General features: G+C 57.5%; 20 protein-coding genes and 1 tRNA gene. 9 read left to right on the top strand and 12 right to left on the bottom strand.

What is annotated here, in order from left to right:
• Positions 1-63: 63 nt before the first annotated feature.
• From ABRP66_RS07165 to ABRP66_RS07150, 4 genes are all read right to left on the bottom strand, one after another.
• Positions 64-681, bottom strand: coding sequence for a response regulator transcription factor (locus ABRP66_RS07165; protein ID WP_296089779.1), 618 nt, complete (start codon positions 679-681; stop codon positions 64-66).
• Positions 674-1,810 carry a sensor histidine kinase gene (locus tag ABRP66_RS07160; protein ID WP_349838523.1) on the bottom strand — a complete coding sequence of 379 codons (1,137 nt, stop codon included), beginning with the start codon at positions 1,808-1,810 and terminating at the stop codon, positions 674-676. Before ABRP66_RS07160 ends, ABRP66_RS07165 begins: the two co-directional genes overlap by 8 nt.
• Positions 1,810-2,565, bottom strand: a complete 756-nt coding sequence (locus ABRP66_RS07155; protein ID WP_349838522.1) for an ABC transporter permease — start codon at positions 2,563-2,565, stop codon at positions 1,810-1,812. The genes ABRP66_RS07160 and ABRP66_RS07155 overlap by 1 nt, the downstream gene beginning before the upstream one ends.
• A gap of 82 nt (positions 2,566-2,647) precedes the next feature.
• Positions 2,648-3,574, bottom strand: coding sequence for an ABC transporter ATP-binding protein (locus ABRP66_RS07150; protein ID WP_284852427.1), 927 nt, complete (start codon positions 3,572-3,574; stop codon positions 2,648-2,650).
• Between the two features lie 96 nt (positions 3,575-3,670).
• On the opposite strand from ABRP66_RS07150, the gene ABRP66_RS07145 reads away from it, so the two are divergent.
• Complete coding sequence (locus ABRP66_RS07145; RefSeq protein WP_284771852.1) at positions 3,671-4,240, top strand: cadmium resistance transporter; 570 nt, start codon at positions 3,671-3,673, stop codon at positions 4,238-4,240.
• 59 nt (positions 4,241-4,299) lie between these two features.
• Here ABRP66_RS07145 and ABRP66_RS07140 read toward each other — a convergent pair.
• The 3 genes from ABRP66_RS07140 to ABRP66_RS07130 all read right to left on the bottom strand — a co-directional run bounded on the left by ABRP66_RS07140 (position 4,300) and on the right by ABRP66_RS07130 (position 6,008).
• Positions 4,300-4,373, bottom strand: a tRNA-Pro gene (locus tag ABRP66_RS07140).
• A 76-nt stretch (positions 4,374-4,449) separates the two neighbouring features.
• Entirely contained in the window at positions 4,450-4,848 is a 399-nt protein-coding gene (locus ABRP66_RS07135) for a YchJ family protein (protein WP_284852426.1), read from the bottom strand.
• A complete protein-coding gene (locus tag ABRP66_RS07130; protein ID WP_284852425.1) occupies positions 4,848-6,008 on the bottom strand; it encodes a bifunctional alpha/beta hydrolase/OsmC family protein in 1,161 nt (386 codons plus the stop codon). The genes ABRP66_RS07135 and ABRP66_RS07130 overlap by 1 nt, the downstream gene beginning before the upstream one ends.
• 87 nt (positions 6,009-6,095) lie before the next feature.
• Here ABRP66_RS07130 and secA2 point away from each other — a divergent pair, with 87 nt between their 5' ends.
• From secA2 to ABRP66_RS07105, 5 genes are all read left to right on the top strand, one after another.
• Entirely contained in the window at positions 6,096-8,387 is a 2,292-nt protein-coding gene (gene secA2 / locus ABRP66_RS07125; RefSeq protein ID WP_284852424.1) for an accessory Sec system translocase SecA2, read from the top strand.
• An 85-nt stretch (positions 8,388-8,472) separates the two neighbouring features.
• Positions 8,473-8,907 (top strand): oxoglutarate dehydrogenase inhibitor Odhl, encoded by a 435-nt coding sequence (gene odhI, locus ABRP66_RS07120; RefSeq protein ID WP_023022279.1) that lies wholly within the window; start codon positions 8,473-8,475, stop codon positions 8,905-8,907.
• 100 nt (positions 8,908-9,007) lie between these two features.
• On the top strand, positions 9,008-9,754 hold the full coding sequence (ftsR, locus tag ABRP66_RS07115) for a transcriptional regulator FtsR (protein WP_284770693.1): 747 nt from the start codon (positions 9,008-9,010) through the stop codon (positions 9,752-9,754).
• Between the two features lie 38 nt (positions 9,755-9,792).
• Positions 9,793-10,386 carry a bifunctional nuclease family protein gene (locus tag ABRP66_RS07110; protein ID WP_284852422.1) on the top strand — a complete coding sequence of 198 codons (594 nt, stop codon included), beginning with the start codon at positions 9,793-9,795 and terminating at the stop codon, positions 10,384-10,386.
• A 146-nt stretch (positions 10,387-10,532) separates the two neighbouring features.
• A complete protein-coding gene (locus tag ABRP66_RS07105; RefSeq protein ID WP_005282882.1) occupies positions 10,533-11,096 on the top strand; it encodes a MerR family transcriptional regulator in 564 nt (187 codons plus the stop codon).
• 62 nt (positions 11,097-11,158) lie between these two features.
• Here the strand turns inward: ABRP66_RS07105 and ABRP66_RS07100 are convergent, their stop codons facing one another.
• The 3 genes from ABRP66_RS07100 to ABRP66_RS07090 form a co-directional block, all read right to left on the bottom strand.
• The gene (locus tag ABRP66_RS07100) at positions 11,159-11,959 is read right to left on the bottom strand and encodes a vWA domain-containing protein (protein ID WP_284770691.1); all 801 of its coding nucleotides are present in this window, start codon (positions 11,957-11,959) and stop codon (positions 11,159-11,161) included.
• 48 nt (positions 11,960-12,007) lie between these two features.
• Positions 12,008-12,820, bottom strand: a complete 813-nt coding sequence (locus ABRP66_RS07095; protein WP_410757594.1) for a 3-methyladenine DNA glycosylase — start codon at positions 12,818-12,820, stop codon at positions 12,008-12,010.
• Between the two features lie 67 nt (positions 12,821-12,887).
• Positions 12,888-14,195 (bottom strand): DEAD/DEAH box helicase, encoded by a 1,308-nt coding sequence (locus ABRP66_RS07090; RefSeq protein ID WP_349838515.1) that lies wholly within the window; start codon positions 14,193-14,195, stop codon positions 12,888-12,890.
• Between the two features lie 227 nt (positions 14,196-14,422).
• Here ABRP66_RS07090 and ABRP66_RS07085 point away from each other — a divergent pair, with 227 nt between their 5' ends.
• A complete protein-coding gene (locus ABRP66_RS07085; protein WP_349838514.1) occupies positions 14,423-15,952 on the top strand; it encodes an SLC13 family permease in 1,530 nt (509 codons plus the stop codon).
• A 61-nt stretch (positions 15,953-16,013) separates the two neighbouring features.
• Here the strand turns inward: ABRP66_RS07085 and gnd are convergent, their stop codons facing one another.
• A complete protein-coding gene (gnd, locus tag ABRP66_RS07080) occupies positions 16,014-17,465 on the bottom strand; it encodes an NADP-dependent phosphogluconate dehydrogenase (RefSeq protein ID WP_349838513.1) in 1,452 nt (483 codons plus the stop codon).
• A gap of 59 nt (positions 17,466-17,524) precedes the next feature.
• Here gnd and ABRP66_RS07075 point away from each other — a divergent pair, with 59 nt between their 5' ends.
• Positions 17,525-17,980, top strand: coding sequence for a PaaI family thioesterase (locus tag ABRP66_RS07075; protein ID WP_349836013.1), 456 nt, complete (start codon positions 17,525-17,527; stop codon positions 17,978-17,980).
• Here the strand turns inward: ABRP66_RS07075 and corA are convergent.
• A complete protein-coding gene (gene corA, locus ABRP66_RS07070) occupies positions 17,977-19,050 on the bottom strand; it encodes a magnesium/cobalt transporter CorA (protein ID WP_349838512.1) in 1,074 nt (357 codons plus the stop codon). The two genes, ABRP66_RS07075 and corA, sit on opposite strands and share 4 nt — an antisense overlap.
• Positions 19,051-19,166: 116 nt before the next feature.
• Here corA and ABRP66_RS07065 point away from each other — a divergent pair, with 116 nt between their 5' ends.
• Entirely contained in the window at positions 19,167-19,769 is a 603-nt protein-coding gene (locus ABRP66_RS07065; RefSeq protein ID WP_126319020.1) for a class I SAM-dependent methyltransferase, read from the top strand.
• Positions 19,770-19,771: the final 2 nt, after the last annotated feature.

Below are 19,771 nucleotides of genomic sequence, written 5' to 3'. Positions count from 1 at the left end.
CTTATGTCTATGGCCGATTTTTCTGGAAACGCGGTTCAATTGGGCTGGAGAAAAATTTGTTCTTTAAATCCAGCCCTGAGTTTGGGCTTTCGTCGCAGCCTCGTAGCGGTTGTTCGCAGCGGTTTTTGTCATGATACTTGACACGACGTTGCGCACACTGCCTGGACTAAGATGCACTTTGCGCGCCAGTTCTGAGGAAGTCACCCCAGATAATAAAAGCCGCACGATTTCTCGTTCCCGGGGTGTGAGCGGGTTGTCCGGGGTAAAAAGACTCTCTCGTGCCAGGGCAGGATCGATAACCCGGAGCCCAGCCTTCACCCGGCGAATTGCCTCCGCCAGTTGTTCTGGGGGAGTGTCTTTGACTATGAACCCAGCGATGTTGGCATCTATAGCACGTTTTACATAGCCGCCGCGGCCGAAAGTAGTAACGATGAGGCATTTGCATGGACTGCCGGAGAGCTCTTCAGCTACGTCTAGACCACTTTTTCCAGGCATTTCAATATCGAGTAGAGCTACCTCCACATTGTGCTTGGCAACGAGCCCCGCAACCTCGTTGCCCGTTGCGCATTGAGCAACTACCTCGATATCTGGTTCGGTAGCTAGGAGAGCGACAAGGGCACCGCGAACCAATGATTGATCCTCTGCGATAAGGATACGGATGGGTGGAGATGTATCAGCCATCGGAACCAATTTCACTGTCCAAGGGTAGTAATTCGGTATCACCGTTCATAGTAATCAGCGCTACGGTGCGGTCGTCCTTCCTCATAGTAATCAACTTTCCGCCGCTGTCCTCCATTCGCTTGTGCAGCCCGTGTAGCCCGCCACTTTGGTACTGCTTTTCCGGATCGAAGCCGCAACCATCGTCTACGACTTGGAGCTTATTTTGGGTTACGCTTACCCAGCAGTGCTCTGCGCCTGAGTGGCGAATAACGTTAGTGGTGAGCTCGCGAAGTGCCCAGGAAAAGGCTGCGTCATAAAGTCCAACGGCTCGGACGTTGGCAGGAAGATGCGCCTGAATCCCTGTGGTATCGAACGCTCGCCGTGCTGCCTGAACTTCTCCCGCCAAGGTCGGCGTGCGCATCCGGGTAACTGTGGAGCGGACTTCTGCCAAACCCTTACGGGAAAGGTCACTTATTTCTCGAAGCTCGTTTCGAGCTCGAGTCGGATCTACGTCAACGAGCCGATGTGCCAACTCAGATTTTAAATTGATGACGGTAAGCGAGTGGCCGAGCAAATCATGGACGTCGGTGGCAATGTCTTCGCGTTGGCGAGCGAGATCGAGTTGATGCTCTAAATCCGTGCGCGAGTCTTCCCTTTGAGACATTGTGCCTAGCAACACCAGCAAAATTGGCCAGCCGAATATCACAATGAATGTCCCTAAGAGGTCCTGCGAATCGACGCTCCATAAGGCACCTGTGACTACGAGCCCGGTAAGAAGTACCCATAATAATGCCCGGCGCAGTGGTAATTGAAACCCGAGGACTGCAGCTAGATAGGGCACAAATGTGGTGGCATACACTCCAAAGAAGGGTATGGAGATAAGTGCTATGAGCGCTAAGGCAGACCACCGAGCGGCCAAGCGATAACGTAAGTTCCAGCCCCGCGGGTAGTAAGTCACCGAACCAAAGCTGAAGAAATATAGGGCGCTGAAAGCGATAACACAGGCAGTGGAACCTAGGCGCTGCGTAGCGTCCACACCAGGCTGAGCGAAATTGAGAATTAAGCCAAAGAGCAGAAATATAAGCCAAACGCTGGCAAACACCGCATTATTTGTAGCGAATCCCTTGAAGGGCGAGTGGAATGAATCCATTACATTCGTGATTTGTCGCGGTGGAGCAGCATTGCGCAGGCTCCGACGAAAATTGCGGTCCATACGGCGAAGTTTAGTCCCGCGCTCCACAAGGAATGGTTAACCGTGCCATCGGCATCATTTAGCAGTTGCATCCCTTCTGCCAATGGCCATTGAGCCAACACGACTGGGCCAAAAAGGGGTGTAAAGCGGCCAAACGCCATAAGTGAGGAAGATAGGGGGATAAAGACATTGGCGGCGAACAGCAGGAGGACAATAGAGGAAGAAGCAATGGCCACGGAGTTATCCGTCGGTAAAGCAAGTGCCCATATCATCCCATATAAGCCAACGGGAATTGAGACAATCGCGCAAGCAAGAAAGGACAGAACCCATTGGTGGGGCTCCATGTCAGCTTTAGTTAATTCACCAGTGAGAAACACTGCTGCAATGGGTAGCAGAGCTTGCAATGCTATGGAGGTGATATTCGCCCAGAAGATCTGGTGAGGCCGCAGCGGAGTAAGCGCTAGTTGGCGTCTCCAACCGGATCGAGCATCAGTGACTGAAGCAGCAGCGGCTCCCACCGCACCGGCGACGCCGCCGTACAGGGCCATGCTGATCATTTGGAGAGCTGCAAAGTTACCGTTGTGAATGGGAAGGTTGCCAAAGTCCATTAGTGTGCCGAAAAGTAAATAGAAAAATACCGGCAAAATGGTGGTGAAAAATAGCGGGGCGAGGTTGCGGCTTAGCCGGAGGAAATTGTACCCAGCAAAACGCATTGTGTTACTAAACCCAGGCGCGGTGGAATTATTAGACATGGTTGGAATCTTTCGTTTGGGGGCTGGCGGGAGGAGAAATGGGTTAGCTGTGCTCATCGGTAAGCGCAAGGAAAGTATTTTCCAGACTATGAGCGCTAATGGTGAGGTCATAAGCGCCTGTATGGTTAAGAAGATGGCGGGCCAGTGAATCCGAATCTGAGGTAGTCATTTGAATGTGATCTCCAGTGCGGGTGGCTTCGGTAACGCCTGGTAGCGCACTGACTGGAGGAATACTGCCGTCAAATTGGGCCGTAATTCTTCGGACCTCGCCGCGGCTACGTATGTCAATTACCTTGTCATCGGCCACAACTTCCCCTTTGTGCAAAAGCACTATCCTTTCAGCAAAATCGTCTGCTTCTTCGAGATAGTGTGTCGCGAAGAAGATGGTGCGCCCGAGCTCAGCCTGGTGCTGCATGGACGCCCAAAAATCCCGGCGAGCGCCTGGATCCATACCGGCAGTCGGCTCGTCAAGGATGAGTATCTGTGGGTCACCCAGGAGCGCAAGCGCGAAACGAAGACGTTGTTGCTCGCCGCCGGAGCACTTGCCCACTCGTCGAGACAATATCGGTTCTAAGTTGGTGTGATGTGCGACCTCGCCAATGTCTAGGGGCTGGGCAAAGGTAGCGGAAATCATCTTTAAGGTATCGCTTACGGTGAGCTCGGGGAGAAGACCTCCGGATTGGAGCACCGCTGCTAGCTGTGTGTTGTTGATCGCTTCCTGGGGGCTTTTGCCTTGGACTGTAATAGCGCCGGAAGAAGGTTCGGTAAGGCCCAAGATAAGGTCAATGAGTGTGGACTTTCCAGCGCCGTTGGAACCTAACAACGCTACGATTTCTCCGGTGGCGATGGAGACTGATACGTCATTCAGTGCTCGCACTGAATGCGAGGAGTTCGCTGCGAAGACTTTTTCTACGTCGCGTACCTCAATCGCTGTTGAGGAACCTGAGTTAGGGATACGTGTAGTTTTCATGTCTTGCACTTAACTACGTTTGCGCTTTTAATAACAGGGGTCGTGTCACGAAGTTTCCATGACAATTGTCATCGGTGGATACGTTAAGCTGATTAGGTGATTACTACTCTCGCATCCGCAATCGTCTTATTCATCGTCACCAATATCGACGATATCGTTGTTCTCTCGCTATTCTTTGCCCGTGGCGCGGGCAGGAAGGGCACGACCAAAGCCATCCTTTTGGGCCAGTACCTGGGATTTTTGGGAATCCTCGCGGTCTCTGTAGCACTCGGTCTGGGACTTAGCGCCATTCTTCCGGAAGACTGGATACGCTTTTTCGGGCTTATTCCCTTAGCCATTGGTATCTGGGCAGCCTGGGAGGCTTTTCGCGGGGAAGACGACGATGACGTTTCTGGAAAGAAGCTCAGTATCGCTGCGGTAGCCGGGGTCACCTTTGCCAATGGCGGCGATAATATCGGTGTGTACTTGCCGGTATTTACCACGTCTTCGCCCGCAGATATCGCGGTGTACTGCGTCGTATTCCTCGTCTTGGTCGCAGGCCTTGTAGCGGCGGCGAAATTTGTGGCCACACGGCCAGCCGTAGCAGAAGCACTAGAGAAGTGGGAGAGCGTTTTATTCCCCACGGTGCTTATACTGCTTGGTCTCGCCATCCTATTTGCGGTGTAGGCGAGGCACACAGAAAATCCCACGGCCGTGAAGTAAATCCATAGCCGTGGGATAATTTGTCGGGCTAACAGGATTTGAACCTGCGACCCCTACACCCCCAGTGTAGTGCGCTACCAAACTGCGCCATAGCCCGGCGTCGCATTATTTGTTGCGACTGCCCTAGATTACATCAGGATAATTCCACAGTGAAATCAAGGCCATGACCTGCATCAAAGCTCGCCGGTGGAATAGACCCATGCGCCATTCAGGCGCCGGAAAGACGATCGCTCCCGCTGGGAGCCCACTGCCTCGCCCTTGTAGAAGGCCTCAAATTCCACGATGCCTTCATCGTCTACAAGACTACCGCCTTCGGTATCGAGGATATCGAGGCGGTAGAACCGGATGGGGGAGTCAGCCAAGTCCAATGAGCTCGGCCGAGTCACCGGATCCCAGGTGCGCAGGAGGTAGTCCTCATCGCCGCTGACGAAGGCGCTAAAGCGTGACCGCATCAAGGCCTCGGCTGTGGGAGCTTTGGCACCGGCATGGTACTTGCCGCAGCATTCGCCAAAGCTCAGCCCGCTCGTGCAGGGGCAGCGGCGGGAATCGGCGATGGGATTGAGGGCCACCATTAGTTGGAGTCCACGATATCGGTGATGGTGGCGCCGGCGGCCGTGCGCTCGACATCGGTATCACGCGCGGCTGCGCGCAGTGCATCGATATCGGAATCGCTCAAGGAGCCTTTTAGTTCGATGCGGCGCTCGAAGGAGGTGGTACCGGTCTGGGTGATGGTCACGTGGACATCGTCAAGCGCAAGCTTCTTGCCGGCCTCTTTGATGGCCTGGGTGGAGGCAGCTGCCAAGGCCGACATGAGCAGGCCGGTTGCGGTAAAGCCCTTGCCCTTGCCGCCTTCCTTTTTGGTGCGGTCCGCGGTCACGGAGTGATCATTGTGGCGCACCACGACGCCGAACTTGGTGCCGGTAGCGGGACGGGCAACGGCGGCGTCGGTGCCCACTTCCTCGGGCTCATAGTCGGGAACAATAAATTGCTGGGACCAGGCACCGATCAGATCAGCGGCGCGGGCTGCGGTTCCCTGCTTGGTGAGCAGGTGATCGGCCTTATCCAGCGAAACGAGGGATTTGGGGTAGCGGGTCATGCGGAAGATATTTTGCGCATTGTCGATGCCCACCGTCTGATCGATGGGGGAATGCAGGGACAAGAGGGGCTTGCGCAACCGCGGTAGGTATTCTTCCGGATTGGTTTCTGCCAGATCCTCCAGGAATTTACGCGAAATGGTCAGGGCCCTGCCTCCCAAGACGACCTCGACCTCGCCATTAGCGTCTACCTCGCCGATCTTATCCGCGTAGTGCAGCACGGAGTGCGCGGGATCGAAGGGGGCGCCGATGGTGGCCACGGCGCGAATCTTTTTCATTGCCGTGGCGGCCTTGAGCACCGCTGCGCCGCCCAAGGAGTGACCAATGAGCATCTGTGGTGCGGAATAGTGTTCTTCTAGCCAGTCCGCGGCGGCGCGGATATCGTCGACATTCTGGTTAAACGTGGTGTCCGCGAACTCGCCTTCTGATTGCCCCAAACCGGGAAAATCAAAGCGCAAGGTGGCGATACCGAATTCCGTTAATTGCTTCGAGGTGCGGGCCGCGCCAGGGGTATGGCGCGAGCCGGCAAAGCAATGCGCGAAGACGGCGAAGGCGAGAGGGGGAGCATCAGGAAAGTCGATGGTTCCTGCCATCTCGGTTCCTCGGCTGGACGGCAGCTTAACATTGACGGATTGCATGGCACCTACAATAACGGCCCCATAAGTTCCAAGCCAGATGAGGTTGACTAGAGTCGTAGGCAGCCAGTCCCTAAAGGAGGAATTGTCGTGGGAGCATTCGATTGGTTCTGGAAAGCGATGGGCTCGCAAAGCGAGCGAAACGATAAGAAATCCAAGGCCATCGTGGATGAAGCTCGCTCCGCCGCGGATAAATTCGCGCAGAGCGACGATGCTGCCGTGGCCCAAGCCGCCCGCGATGCGGTGCGCGGCGGCGAGGTCGCAGACAAGGCCCAATTCCTGGGCGCCCTTGCCGTAGCGTGTGAACGCACCCTGGGCCTGCACCCATTCACCGTGCAATCGCAGGCGGTACTGCGACTGCTTACCGGTGATGTCATTCAAATGGCTACCGGTGAGGGCAAAACTCTCGTTGGCGCGATGGCCGCAACGGGTTTTGCGCTCACTGGAAAGCGCGTCCACGTCGTGACGGTCAATGATTATCTGGCCAGCCGCGATGCCGAATGGATGCGGCCTGTCGTGGAATTTTTTGGGCTGCAGGTAGCCTCCGTGACTGAGGGTATGAGCGCGGATGAGCGCCGCGCGGCCTATGCGCAGAATATTATTTATGCCCCGGTCAATGAATTGGGCTTTGACCTATTGCGCGATAACCAGATCACCGAACGCGCACAGACGGTGCAGGCTCCTGGCGACGTCGCCTTGGTGGACGAGGCCGATTCCGTCCTAGTGGATGAGGCCCTTGTACCGCTGGTGCTGGCCGGAAATCGCCCCGGTGAGGCTCCCACGGGACAAATTACCAATGTGGTCTCCCGCCTCCGAGAGAACCACGAGTACGTCATCTCAGATGACGGGCGCACGGTGCAGCTTACCGATGTAGGCGCAGCCCGCGTAGAGCGAGAGCTCGGCATCGATTCCCTTTATTCCGAGGACAATATCGGCACCGTCCTCGTCAAAGTTAACTTGGCGCTGCACGCAAAGGCGCTGTTGATACGCGATATTCACTACATCGTGGTGGACGGCAAGCTGCAGCTTATCGATGCCTCCCGTGGTCGCGTCGCCGATCTGCAACGCTGGCCCGACGGGCTGCAGGCAGCGGTAGAGGCCAAAGAGGGCTTGGAAGTCTCTGAGGGCGGGCGCATCCTCGATACGATTACACTGCAAGAACTCATGCGACGGTACCCGCTGGTCTGTGGAATGACGGGTACTGCGGTAGAGGCCACCGACCAGCTGCGGCAATTTTATGACCTGCACGTTTCCGTTATCGATCGGAATAAGCCACTGCAGCGCTTCGATGAACAAGATCGCATTTTTGCCACCATAGGGGAGAAGTCAGCGGCCATCGTCGAAGAAATTGCCCACCTGCACGAAGCCGGTCAACCAGTACTTGTGGGAACCCAAGACGTGGCGGAATCAGAAAATTTAGCTGAGGCCTTGCGCGATCGCGATATTGAAGTCAACGTGCTTAACGCCAAAAATGACCGCGAAGAGGCACAGATTGTCGCCGAAGCCGGCGATATTGGGCGGGTAACCGTCTCCACACAAATGGCCGGCCGCGGTACGGACATCAAGCTCGGCGGCGCCGATGAGGCCGACCACGATGAGGTGGCTGAGCGCGGCGGCCTTGCCGTGATCGGAACCTCTCGGCACCGCACCGCGCGGCTCGATAACCAGCTGCGCGGGCGTGCAGGGCGCCAAGGGGACCCAGGCTTGGCGCTATTTTTCGTCTCCCTGGAAGATGATGTGGTGCAACAAGGCGGAGCTGGGGAAAAGGTCAGCGCGCAACCTGGCCCTGGCGGGCTCATCGAATCCAAACGGGTGCATGACTTCGTAGCCCATTGCCAGCGGGTGACAGAGGGCCAGTTGCTAGAGATTCACGCCCAGACCTGGAAGTATAACCAGCTCTTGGCGGATCAGCGCATCATCATCGATAAGCGCCGTGCAACGCTATTGGATACGGACCAAGCCTGGCAGGAACTAGCCGAGCGCGCCCCAGAGCGGGCGAGCGAGCTTGCGGATATCCCGGAGGCGGCGCGCATCCAGGCAGCGCGCGAAATCATGCTGTATCACCTGGACATGGGCTGGGCAGACCACCTCGAGCTGCTCGATGATGTGCGCGAATCCATTCACCTGCGCGCCATCGCGCGCGAGACCCCAATTGACGAATATCACCGCATCGCGGTGCGCGAATTTAAGGACTTGGCGCAGCGGGCGGTAGATCAGGCCGTAGAGACCTTCAGGCAGGTGCCTATTGACGCCGAGGGGGCACACCTAGCAGACTCTGGGTTGAACCGTCCAAGCGCAACGTGGACCTATATGGTCTCTGATAACCCCCTTGCGGGGCAGGGAAATTCCGTGTTGAGCGGCATCGGAAACATTTTCCGGTGAAATAATTGCCCACTGAGAGATCAAAGACTCGGTAGAGTCGCTATTATTGGTATAAGTAACTCAAAACTAATCCCCGGAGGTAACAATGAGCGAGAACACCGGAACCCCGGAACCACAGGTGGAGACCACCTCTGTATTCCGCGCTGACCTGCTCAAGGAAATGGAAAATGGCACCAAGGGAACCGAGACCTCTGCGGTAGGTACGGAAAACTTGGAGGACGGCCAGGCGTTGCTTGTGGTCAAGCGCGGCTCCAATGCCGGTGCCCGCTTCCTGCTGGATCAGGACACCACCACGGCAGGGCGCCACCCAGAGGCAGATATCTTCCTGGATGATGTCACCGTCTCCCGCCGCCACGCTGAATTCCGCAAGAATGATGACGGCCAATTCGAGGTAGTAGACGTGGGATCCCTGAACGGCACCTACGTCAACCGCGAGCCGCGTAACTCGCAGGTGCTCGAGGTTGGAGATGAGATTCAGATCGGTAAATTCCGCCTCGTCTTCATTACCAAGCAGGACTAAAACCGCAGCAGACAAACCGTTTTGCCGTCCTTGGTTAAAGCGGTTTAGTCTCCTTTTTATATCCAACGACTACTGAGACACTTTTAAAGAGATAGACACAGTGAGCGCAGCAGAATCCGCGGCGGCATCAGCTCGCCGCAAGAGCCCGAACACGAAGAAGGCTAAGACCATGTCCATTGGCGTGGTCTTAGAAACGCTGAATCAGCAATTTCCTGATGTCACTGTGTCTAAAATCCGCTTCCTCGAATCAGAGGGGCTGATTTCTCCCCAGCGCACCGCCTCCGGCTACCGCCGGTTCACGCAGGAAGACGTGGATAGGCTGCGCTACATCTTGACCACACAGCGGGATAACTACACCCCGCTCAAGGTCATTCGCGAGCAGCTGGAAGCAATGGATTCCGGCCAGGTCACCGCCATTGTTTCTGCTGGCAATGCGGAGACCTTGCTGTCTCCACAGCAGTTCAAAGCACCCGCGGTAACACGCCTGACCGATGCAGAGGTAGCACAGCAGGCCGGAGCAACCGAGGCGGATATTGCCACCTTTATCAAGGACAAGCTGATTAAGCCGGATGCCGCGGGATTTTTCAATACCGACGACGTGGCCATTGCTTCTGCCGCGGTAGCGTTGCAGGCCTTCGGCTTTAGCGCTAGCCAGCTGAAGTCCCTGCGCAATAGCGCACGCCGCCAAGCAGATTTGATTTCGCAGGTTGCGGCCCCCGTGGCGCACTCGAATTCCGATACCGCGCACCAGCAGGCAGAGGAACTTTCCCAGCAGATGACGGCGCTGGTCGTTTCTTTGCACGCCACCCTGGTAAAGACGGATTTGCGCCACGAATTTAACGCCTAACTCACCATGGCAGCCTCCCTTGTGGGAGAGTGGTAGCTATGAGTGATGTAACCCTTGAATTTCACGGCATTCACCAGCTTGGGCCAGAAGATGATGTCTGCGCGCTGCTGCGGTGGCCCGAAGAGAATCGCCTCATTCCCGTCTGGCTTTCAGCCGTAGACGGAATCCAATTGGCCGCTGTTTTTGCTGACCAGCGCCCGAACCGCCCCACGACCCACGATCTTCTCTGTGAGGTTCTAGAGGCTGCAGGTGGCGTCGACGCCATCGAGATTGTCAACCACCATCAAGGCACCTTCATGGTGGATATTCAGACCGCGCAAGGTGAAGTTTTTGATGCGCGTGTAAGCGATGCCTTGGCGGTAGCCGAGTACTTTAAGGTGCCCATCGTTGCCGAATCTGCGCTCTTGGCGCAGGTATCCGTCTTCGCCAGCGAGGAGGACATTAAGGAATACTTCGACCTCGAGCTTCCTACCCCCACACAGGAATGGGAAGACAGCGATGCCTCCTCCGCCGAGGAAAGCACCTCTGCATCCGGAAACGCGCAGGCCGATGCCGATTTCGAAGAGATGATGCGCAGCCTTGGCATGGATGAATCCGATTTCCACACGGGGGAAGAAGACGAAAAAAATTAATGACACGCGTGTGACTAATGGTGACAATGTGGTTTTTAAAGTCTAAAGTTGTACTCGAAGGTTAAGCAGCCACCGCTTGACGGGGGTGTGCGCTTGGCATTTAATTGATCTTTAGAGCTTCCAACAAACCCCATTGGAGTAATTACGTGAGCATCACCGAGGATACTCAGTCCGAGTCCCAGTACGTCCAAGAATCCCTCTTTGATGTGGGACCGGACGAAGAAGTGGGGTACCGCGTGCCCATCGCCTGCCAGGTTGCTGGCATCACCTATCGCCAGTTGGACTACTGGGCACGCACCAACTTGGTCAACCCCTCCATTCGCACCGCCCGCGGCTCGGGTTCACAGCGCCTTTATTCTTTCAAGGACGTCTTGGTCCTCAAGATTGTCAAGCGCCTGCTCGACACCGGCATTTCCCTGCAGAATATCCGTTTGGCCGTGGAATCGTTGCATGACCGCGGCGTTAACGATTTGGCTGAGCTCACCCTCGTCTCTGATGGCACTACCGTGTACGAGTGCCGCTCCAATGATGAGGTCATTGACCTTCTCGCCGGCGGGCAGGGTGTCTTCGGCATCGCAGTGCCGGGAATCTTGAAGGAACTGTCCGGCACGATTACGTCCTTCCCCGCAGAGCGCATCGAGGAATTGCCCGATGACAACGTGGTTGGCTTGGATGAGCTCGCCGCTCGCCGCAACCGCAAGAGTTCCTAAGTCCTCTTAATAAGTTCTCCCTCCAGACCCCAGCTCACGGGGGTGGAGGGAGAACTTTTTGTTTAAACCCCAGCGGCCTTATCCATCGCGGCGTTGAGGTCCTCCTGCGTACCCGCATCGACGCTAGTGAAGTTGTCAGCGGCGTTCTTTAGCTGTTCATCGATAGCCCCTGGGCCCACGTGGACGACGGATAGCTCTACGTTGTCTGACTTCGCGCCGTCAAGAGCGGCGGCAAACTGGGCATCGTCCATATCGAGCTCGGTGCCCGTTGTCACGAGGAGCACCCGTGCCTTCCGGTTGGTACCGGCGGCCTGATCCGCAGCGGTGTTCAGCGCGGCAATTGTGGCGCTGCGCGATTGCGGCACCCCACCGGTGCCGAATGCCGCGAGTGTCTTCGGCACCGCAGGGCCATTGCCGAATCCGAGGTTATCGCGGTACCCCACCGACGCGGCCTCCGAAATGGGGGACGAATAGTTCCACAAGGCTACCTGGCTATTGTTGTCACTCAATTTTTCCGCGGTGCCAGATAGCGCCTGTTGCGTTGCATCAAACATCGCGGTCATATTCGCAGAAGTATCAACGAGCAGGAGAGTATTGGGGGCCATCTCCACGGTGGAAGAGGAAGCCGAGCCCGAAGCCTCTTCGCCGTCGTCCGGCGTACTCGGAGCGGAGGAGGAGACTCCTGGGCTGCTTTCCACAGGGGATTGGGACGCGGTTTCTGCGGCCGTAGGCTCTCCAGAGTCATCCCCAGCGCGCAACAGGAAAATCAACGGTGCGATGACGGCAAGGATTGCGATGATGATAACCGCGATAACCCAGCCAGCTAGTGCGAATCTGTTTTCCCCGTTTGAGTGCCGTGCCATGTAGTGCCTTTCTCCAAAACTCCCGAGCCAGCGCATGATGCGTTTAATCTAGTGTAACTGGCAATAAGCCCTTTCCATTACTGCGACAAGCCGCTCGCGCAGCGGTTGCGCTCGCTGCGCGAGGCCCCGTTGACGGTTGACATACGTCGCCTTGCCCTCTGGTGTTTCAATAGGAACTACCCCAAGGCCCCAATTACGGCAATCGTACGGGGAGGCCTCCATGTCAAGGATGCGGGCATCGATAGCCAGATCCAGGCAATCGAGGAAGAGATCGCCTGGGACCAAGGGCCCCAGCTTCCACGCCCATTTATAAAGGTCCATGGTCACGTGCACGCAGCCTGCTTGGTCATTGGCAGGTTGATCCTCACGGTGGAGCACCGTCAGATTGAGCGGGCGCGCCGGCAGAGTAAAGAAACGGAACGCATCATAATGCGAGCACTTTAGGGAATGAGTATCAACGACGCGGTTGGTTCCTTCTGCGCCTAAGCGCAGCGGGAGATCATGGCGTGGGGAATCGGTGTGGTAAACCATCGCCCATTCATGCAGACCAAAGCAATCAAAGTGCACCGGGTTGGTGGCAGAGCGCCGCAGCAGATCCAAAATATAGTCAACGGAACTTCCGCGCCGTTGCATATAGGACTCCACGTCCACGGTGATGCCGTCCGCAGTCTCGTGGTAATCGCGCCAGCTAGCCTGCGGCGCGTCACCCTCGAGCGCCGTGTCAATGCCCGGGTGCCAGCGCTTTAGGTGCGACGGGCGGACAGGGTAATACTCAAAGAGGAAATCAAATACGGGATGATAGCTGCCCGGATGGCGAAACCTCTCCAGTCGGTCCGCCGCCCGCCGTTCGTGCTCATCCATGCGGGCGGTCCAGTCAGCGGTAGATAAAACCTGCACGGGCGTCTCCTCCTTTCTATTGCGCTAGCGCTTAGCGACGCCGCCCCTTACCCCTCCTGACACCACCAACCTGCCGCTTCTGTTGGCGTGGGGGTTGTTTCTTTTGTTGCTGGTCCGAGCTATGAGAACCGTCTTGCCCCGGTGGGGGAAGGGCTGGTCCGTGGGGTTTGCGGGCGCCGGCGACCGTGCGCAGCTCAGGAGCACCGGCCGGATTTTCGCGGTGGGAAATATCGTATTCGGTAGCGCTCACACCGGCCTTTTTAATGAGGGCAGCTACCTCTGAACGCTGTTCATCGGTGACCAAGGTAACCACCGTACCTGTTGCGCCGCCGCGCGCAGTACGCCCTGCGCGGTGGAGGTAGGCCTTGTGTTCTGCAGGCGGATCCACGTGGACGACGAGTGAAACGTCTGCAATATCGATGCCGCGCGCCGCGATATCGGTGGCAACCAGGACTGGAATGGAGCCATCGGCAAAGCCAGAAATGGCGCGGGTGCGCGCGCCCTGGCCCTTATCCCCGTGCAGTGGATAAGCGTTAATGCCGGCACGCCGAAGCTTTTTCACCTGCCTATCCACGCCGTGCTTGGTACGCATGAACATGATGGTCTTGCCTGCGCGCGCGGCGATGCGCATAACCACCTCGTTGCGAGCGGGGCGATCACCCACGAAAAACAGGTGGTGCGACATCGAATCCACCGCTGCGGCGACGGGAGCCGTGGAGTGGATCACGGGATCGTGCAGGAATTGCTCGACCAGCTTATTAACATCCCCATCGAGGGTCGCAGAAAAAAGCAGCCGCTGACCGGTGGGTGGGGTGTAGTTTAAAAGCTTGCGCACCTGGGGAAGAAACCCCATATCGGCCATCTGGTCTGCCTCATCCAAGGTAGTGATCTGTACCTTGTCAAAGGACAACTTGCCTTGTGCGATGAGATCCTGAGCGCGACCAGGTGTGGCGACTAAGAGGTCCACTGGACGCGCCAGAGAGCGGATGTGGTGGTTGATATTGACGCCGCCGACCACCGCGAGAACGCGCAGCCCTAATGCGGCGGCGGGTTCATCGAGGCGTTGCTGGATCTGCGTCGCTAACTCGCGGGTGGGGGCGAGCACGACCGCGCGGGGCTGGCCCGGGGTAGAGGCCCCCGAGCCAGCCAATCGGGCCAATGTGGGAAGCCCAAAGGTAAAGGTCTTTCCGGAACCGGTAGGCCCGCGGCCAAGTACGTCTTTGCCTGCGAGTACATCCGGGATGGCTGCGGCTTGGATGGGAAATGCTTCCGTGATTCCTTGGTTGTGTAGAACGTGAACCACGCGCTGAGGTAAGCCGAGTTCGGCAAAAGTAGTCATCGTTGGGCAATTCTAACCGGTGGGTGCGCAAAATCCTGCATCGGGCAGCGCACGATTGGTGGACCACCGTACAAGTGAGAAATCCCATAGCAAAAATAGGTCCCTACTTTAGGTATTTCACTGGTTATTACCTAACGTGGAAGGTGGTGCTGGGAAGCACGCAAGATTTATTCCTCCACTCACCGGCCCATCCCAGGGCCACAACGAACTGTTAAGGAGTCGTCTCCATGGCTCAAGCACAAGCATCCACAGCCAGTTCTTCTTCCCACTCCTCGCCGCAGGAATCTACAGAACCCACGAAGAAGGAGAAATTTCACCTTGATGCCGTGTGGTTCGCGCTGGCCTTCCTGGCCCTAGCGGTCGTCTTACTTATCCCGATTCCGGGACTCGACTGGCCCGCTAAAGTGGCCCTAGGCATGCTGGCCTTTGCGGTGATCATGTGGGTGACCGAGGCCGTGAGCTATCCGGTGAGCGCCTTGCTGATCGTCGGCCTTATCTCCCTACTTTTGGGGCTCGGGCCGGATCCAGAATCCGATGGTATCTACGGCACCTCCAACGCCCTCAAGGTCGCGATGGCAGGATTTTCCTCGTCTGCGGTAGCGCTTGTGGCCGCGGCGCTAATCTTGGCCGGAGCGATGCAGGCTACGGGCCTGCATAAACGGATTGCGCTGTACGTGCTGAAGATCGCGGGGGAGAAGACCTCCCACATCGTTATCGGCGCCATTGCGATCGCCATCATCTTGGCGTTCTTCGTTCCCTCTGCCACCGCGCGTGCAGGCGCCGTAGTGCCCATCTTGCTCGGTATGGTAGCCGCCTTCGGCCTGTCCTATGAGTCAAAGCTGGGCGCCTTGCTCGTCATTACCGCAGCGCAGGCCGTATCGATCTGGAATGTGGGCATTAAGACCGCCGCCGCCCAAAACCTCGTGGCGGTGGGCTTTATCGAGGATCAAATGGGGCAGTCGGTCTCGTGGGGCCAATGGTTCATCTGGGCTGCGCCCTGGTCCATCCTGATGTCCATTGCGCTGTACTTCATCATGCGCGCTGTCATCAAACCGGAAACGGAGCGCATTGAGGGAGGAAAGGAGCTCATCGCCAAGCAGCTAGAGGACCTCGGGCCCACCTCACCGGAAGAGAAAAGGCTCATCGGATTTTCCCTTCTCCTGCTCTTCTTCTGGGCCACGGAGGGACTGCTGCACCCGATTAGCTCGGCCGTCATTACTGCGGTGGCCGTTGCCCTGATGCTGTTACCGAAGATCGGCGTGTTTACCTGGCCAGAAGCGCAAATATCCGTGAGCTGGGGTACCCTCATCGTCTTTGCCATTGGCATTTCCCTCGGCTCGTTCCTGCTGGATACGGGCGCTGCCACGTGGTTATCAGAAAAGACCTTTGGGCTTATGGGGCTGGATTCGCTGCCGATTCTGGCAACTATTGCATTGGTATCGCTATTTAATATCCTGATCCACTTGGGCTTTGCCTCTGCTACCTCGCTGGCCTCCGCGCTCATCCCGGTCTTTATCGCCTTGGCCGCCACACTGGATGTGCCCAACAGCGGCATCGGCTTCGTGGTCATCCAGCAGTTCGTCATCTGCTTCGGGTTCTTGCTGCCCGTCTCCGCGCCGCAAAATATGCTGGCCTATGGCACCGGCGCCTTTAGCACCAAGCAATTCCTTCGCTCTGGTATCCCGCTGACCATCGTCGGATACCTGCTCATCCTGCTGCTCTCTGCCACCTATTGGGCGTGGCTCGGCTTGGTCTAACACCAGGTACTAAAAAGGGAGGGCCTGCACGGTGCAGGTCCTCCCTTTTTATATGCAGCGCTTAATCCGTCTGCGTCAGGCTGCGATCACCGGACCACTCGACGTGGAAGGTGCCGGGCTTGTCGGTGCGCTTGAAGGTGTGCGCACCAAAGAAGTCGCGCTGGCCCTGGATAAGGGCGGCGGGCAGGCGGGTGGCGCGCAGGCTGTCGTAGTATGACAGCGAGGAGGCAAAGACCGGAGCCGGCAGGCCCATCTGGGTTGCAGCGACGACGACGCGGCGCCACGGTTCGATGAGGTCTTCCAGCTCACCCTTGAAGTAGGGATCCAGGATGAGGGCGGGAAGCTCTGGATTGGTATCAAATGCCTCGCGGATGCGGTCCAAGAACTTAGCGCGGATGATGCAGCCGCCGCGCCAGATGGTTGCTAGGTCGCGCGGATCGACATCCCAACCGAATTCGGTGGAACCAGCCTTGATCTCATCGAAGCCCTGGGAGTAGGCGATGAGCTTGGCGGCATACAACGCACGGCGAACGTCTTCGATGAAGGCATCCTTGTCGATGTCGAAGTCCGCGTTCGTGCCTGCTGGAAGCTGTCCCTCCTGCGCGGCGGCGCGCTGCTGGCTCGAAGAAGACAGTGCGCGGGCAAAGACGGACTCGGCGATACCAGTAATTGGCACGCCCAATTCCAAGCCATTGATGGCAGTCCAGCGGCCGGTACCTTTCTGGCCGGCGGCGTCCAAGATGACATCGACAAGCGGGGAGCCCGTGTCCGGATCCTTCTGGGCCAGTACCTCGGCGGTGATCTCAATGAGGTAGGAGTCCAGGTCGCCGGAGTTCCATTCCTTGAAAATCTCCGCAATCTCGGCAGGCTCCATGCCAGCGCCGTAGCGCAGCAGCTGGTAGGCCTCGCCGATGACCTGCATATCGGCGTACTCGATGCCGTTGTGGACCATTTTGACGAAGTGGCCGGCGCCATCCGGGCCGATGTGGGTCACGCACGGGGTGCCATCGACCTCCGCGGCGATGGACTCCAGGATGGGGCCGAGGGTCTCCCAGGACTCAGCCGGACCACCAGGCATGATGGATGGGCCGTTCAAGGCGCCTTCTTCGCCGCCGGAAATGCCAGCGCCCACGAAGTGCTTACCGCGCTCGGCCACTTCCTTTTCGCGGCGAATGGTATCCGTAAACAGCGCATTGCCGCCATCGATGATGATATCGCCGTCATCCATGGCATCGGCAAGCTGGTCAATGACCGCATCGGTGGCCTTGCCCGCCTGCACCATGATGATGGCCTTGCGGGGGCGCTCCAAGGAAGCCACGAAATCCGCGATGGACTCGGAAGGAATAAAGTTTCCTTCGTCGCCGTGGGCCTCAATGAGGGCGTGGGTCTTTTCTGGGCTGCGATTATAGACGGCGACGGTATTGCCATTGCGGGCAAAGTTGCGGGCTAGGTTGGAGCCCATTACCGCTAGGCCGACAACACCAATGTGCGCGAGTTCGTTCTTTTCAGTCATGGTGCCTATCCTACGTCACCGCCTCACTTTCGCCGCGCTGGCGGCTAAGCTTGAAGGCTATGTCAGATACCCAGATACTCAATGACTTACTCCATACCGCGCATACGCGCCTGCTCAACGAGGAGGAACTGGAGAAACTAAATTCGGTTAACGGCGGGCTTGCTGAGTTCATCGGGCTCACCTTCGACCGCGTGGGCCCGACCGAGGCCCGCGCACACCTCACCGTGACCCCTCAGCACCACCAACCGTGGGGCGTGGCGAATGGCGGGCTATATTGCACCATCGCGGAAACGGTGGCCTCCCTTGCCAGCGTCGCGGCTGCCGATGCCCCAGCGATGGGGGTCAATAACTCCACGGACTTCATCAAGGCGACAGGTGAGGGCGAGCTAGAAGCTGTGGCCACCCCCATTCAATTGGGCACGCGGACCCACGTGTGGAGCGTAGAAATGCGCCAAGGAGACACCCTAGTTGCACGCACCACGCTGCGCACCATGATTATGGATAAGCGCAGCTAGAGCCAGTGGTTCTTCCGGAACCACGCCCACAGTCCGCCAACGACTGCGACCATGATGATTATTGCCATGGGATACCCAAAGGCCCAGTGCAGCTCCGGCATGATATCGAAGTTCATGCCGTAAATACCGGCGACGAGGGTCGGCGCGGCCCACATGCCGACGACCGCGGAGATGGTGCGCATATCGGAGTTTTGCTGCATGGTGACCTTGGCCACCGAGGCATCAATAAGCGAGGTCAGGCGTTCATCGAAGCTGGCCACCAAGTCATTGACCACGAGCTCGTGGTCATAGACATCGCGCAGGTAGGACCGGATCTGTTTGGAGATGAGGTCCTTGTGATCCGAAACCATTGCCTTTAACGCCGCAGACAGCGGGTAAATGGCGTGCTTCATTTCCAAGACTTCGCGCTTGAACATATAAATGCGGTCGACGTCGAATTTGAGGTTCGGGGTAAAGATTTCCTCTTCGAGTTCATCGACTTCATCGCTAATAAGGCGCGCGACCTCAGAGTAGCGGTCCACCATCATGTCCAGGATCTTCCAGGCCATGGCGACAGGGCCGAGCTCCACCAGGTCCTGCTCGTCTTCGACTGGGTAGGGCTTGGTGGGCAGCTTTGCACCGTGGCGGACGGTGATGATGAAGTTAGAGCCCATGATCATCTGAATTTCGCCCGTAGAAATGATCTGGCGCTTATCTTTCACCTCATCGTGGTCGCGGTAATTCACCGAGCGCGCCACCACAAAGAGCTGGTCATCGTAGCGCTCCAGCTTCGGTCGCTGGTGGGCCATAACGGCGTCTTCCACGATGAGCTCGTGGATGCCAAATTGCGAAGCGATCTTCGTCATCTGGGATTCATAGGGCTCATGCAGGCCCACCCAGACAAACCCGCGGCCATATTCCGCCACGGTTTCCAGGGCGGAATGCGCGGAATACTCGCCGGGTAGGGCCTCACCATCGACGAAGACGCGGCAGTGCTCGATGGCGCGCTCCGCGGGAACCGGTGGGAAGGAAGGCTGACTAGGAGGCGTGGGTTTCTTTCGGCCCCTAAAGGGCGTGGGTACGGACGGCATCGTTTCAGCCTCCTTTGCACGGTAGTGCGGATAGTAACGCAATCAAGTAGTAAAACGGGCCACGTTTTAAGCAGCGGGTAAAGCTTACACCGACGGTGGGTAATATAATCGAATCTATGCCTACGTGGAAAGAAGTTACCGAAGCCAATCCCGCCCACTCCCATAATTTCGCCCGCAAATGGAAGATGCTTGAGGCGCAGGGCAAAGACATTCATGGGGAGGCCCGGCTTGTCGATGCCATGGTGGAACGCAATTCCACCATCCTCGACGCCGGCTGTGGAACCGGCCGCGTCGGCGGGGAATTGCTGCGCCGCGGACACAGCGTGGTGGGCATCGACGTGGATCCCATTTTGATCGAACACGCCGAACATGACTTCCCAGACGGCGAATGGTTCGTCGGAGACCTGTGCACCGAAGAGGTTCCTGAAGGACCCTTTGACCTCGCTGTTTCTGCGGGAAACGTCATGGGCTTTTTGGCCGTGGACGGCCGCGAGGAAGCCCTGCGAAATATTTTTAACTCGCTGACCCCCGGCGGGCGCTTCGTCACCGGCTTTGGGGAAGGCCGCGGATGGGAATTCCAGGACTTCCTTGATATGGCGCAGAAGGTGGGCTACCGCGTTGACTTCACGTTCTCTTCTTGGGACATGAAGCTATTTTCGGAGCATTCCACCTTCTTGGTCGCCGTACTTTCTAGGCCTGGCGCGGACCTATTGGCTTAAGG

Origin of the sequence: Corynebacterium sp. KPL2680, from assembly GCF_040225675.1 — a bacterium.
GTDB lineage: Bacteria > Actinomycetota > Actinomycetes > Mycobacteriales > Mycobacteriaceae > Corynebacterium > Corynebacterium rhinophilum.
The sequence above is the reverse complement of the archived record's forward strand: the minus strand, read 5'-3'. Positions and strand labels throughout refer to the sequence as shown.

Bases quoted from the DNA above. Each gene is read 5' to 3' on its own strand.
- odhI (WP_023022279.1), top strand. From the start codon at position 8,473: ATGAGCGAGAACACCGGAACCCCGGAACCACAGGTGGAGACCACCTCT.
- ABRP66_RS07135 (WP_284852426.1), bottom strand. From the start codon at position 4,848: ATGGTGGCCCTCAATCCCATCGCCGATTCCCGCCGCTGCCCCTGCACG.
- ABRP66_RS07095 (WP_410757594.1), bottom strand. From the start codon at position 12,820: ATGGATGAGCACGAACGGCGGGCGGCGGACCGACTGGAGAGGTTTCGC.
- ABRP66_RS07100 (WP_284770691.1), bottom strand. From the start codon at position 11,959: ATGGCACGGCACTCAAACGGGGAAAACAGATTCGCACTAGCTGGCTGG.
- ABRP66_RS07130 (WP_284852425.1), bottom strand. From the start codon at position 6,008: ATGCAATCCGTCAATGTTAAGCTGCCGTCCAGCCGAGGAACCGAGATG.
- ABRP66_RS07155 (WP_349838522.1), bottom strand. From the start codon at position 2,565: ATGCGTTTTGCTGGGTACAATTTCCTCCGGCTAAGCCGCAACCTCGCC.
- ABRP66_RS07090 (WP_349838515.1), bottom strand. From the start codon at position 14,195: ATGACTACTTTTGCCGAACTCGGCTTACCTCAGCGCGTGGTTCACGTT.
- ABRP66_RS07150 (WP_284852427.1), bottom strand. From the start codon at position 3,574: ATGAAAACTACACGTATCCCTAACTCAGGTTCCTCAACAGCGATTGAG.
- ABRP66_RS07160 (WP_349838523.1), bottom strand. From the start codon at position 1,810: ATGGATTCATTCCACTCGCCCTTCAAGGGATTCGCTACAAATAATGCG.
- gnd (WP_349838513.1), bottom strand. From the start codon at position 17,465: ATGACTGAAAAGAACGAACTCGCGCACATTGGTGTTGTCGGCCTAGCG.
- ABRP66_RS07075 (WP_349836013.1), top strand. From the start codon at position 17,525: ATGTCAGATACCCAGATACTCAATGACTTACTCCATACCGCGCATACG.
- ABRP66_RS07110 (WP_284852422.1), top strand. From the start codon at position 9,793: ATGAGTGATGTAACCCTTGAATTTCACGGCATTCACCAGCTTGGGCCA.
- ABRP66_RS07165 (WP_296089779.1), bottom strand. From the start codon at position 681: ATGGCTGATACATCTCCACCCATCCGTATCCTTATCGCAGAGGATCAA.
- ABRP66_RS07065 (WP_126319020.1), top strand. From the start codon at position 19,167: ATGCCTACGTGGAAAGAAGTTACCGAAGCCAATCCCGCCCACTCCCAT.
- corA (WP_349838512.1), bottom strand. From the start codon at position 19,050: ATGCCGTCCGTACCCACGCCCTTTAGGGGCCGAAAGAAACCCACGCCT.
- ABRP66_RS07085 (WP_349838514.1), top strand. From the start codon at position 14,423: ATGGCTCAAGCACAAGCATCCACAGCCAGTTCTTCTTCCCACTCCTCG.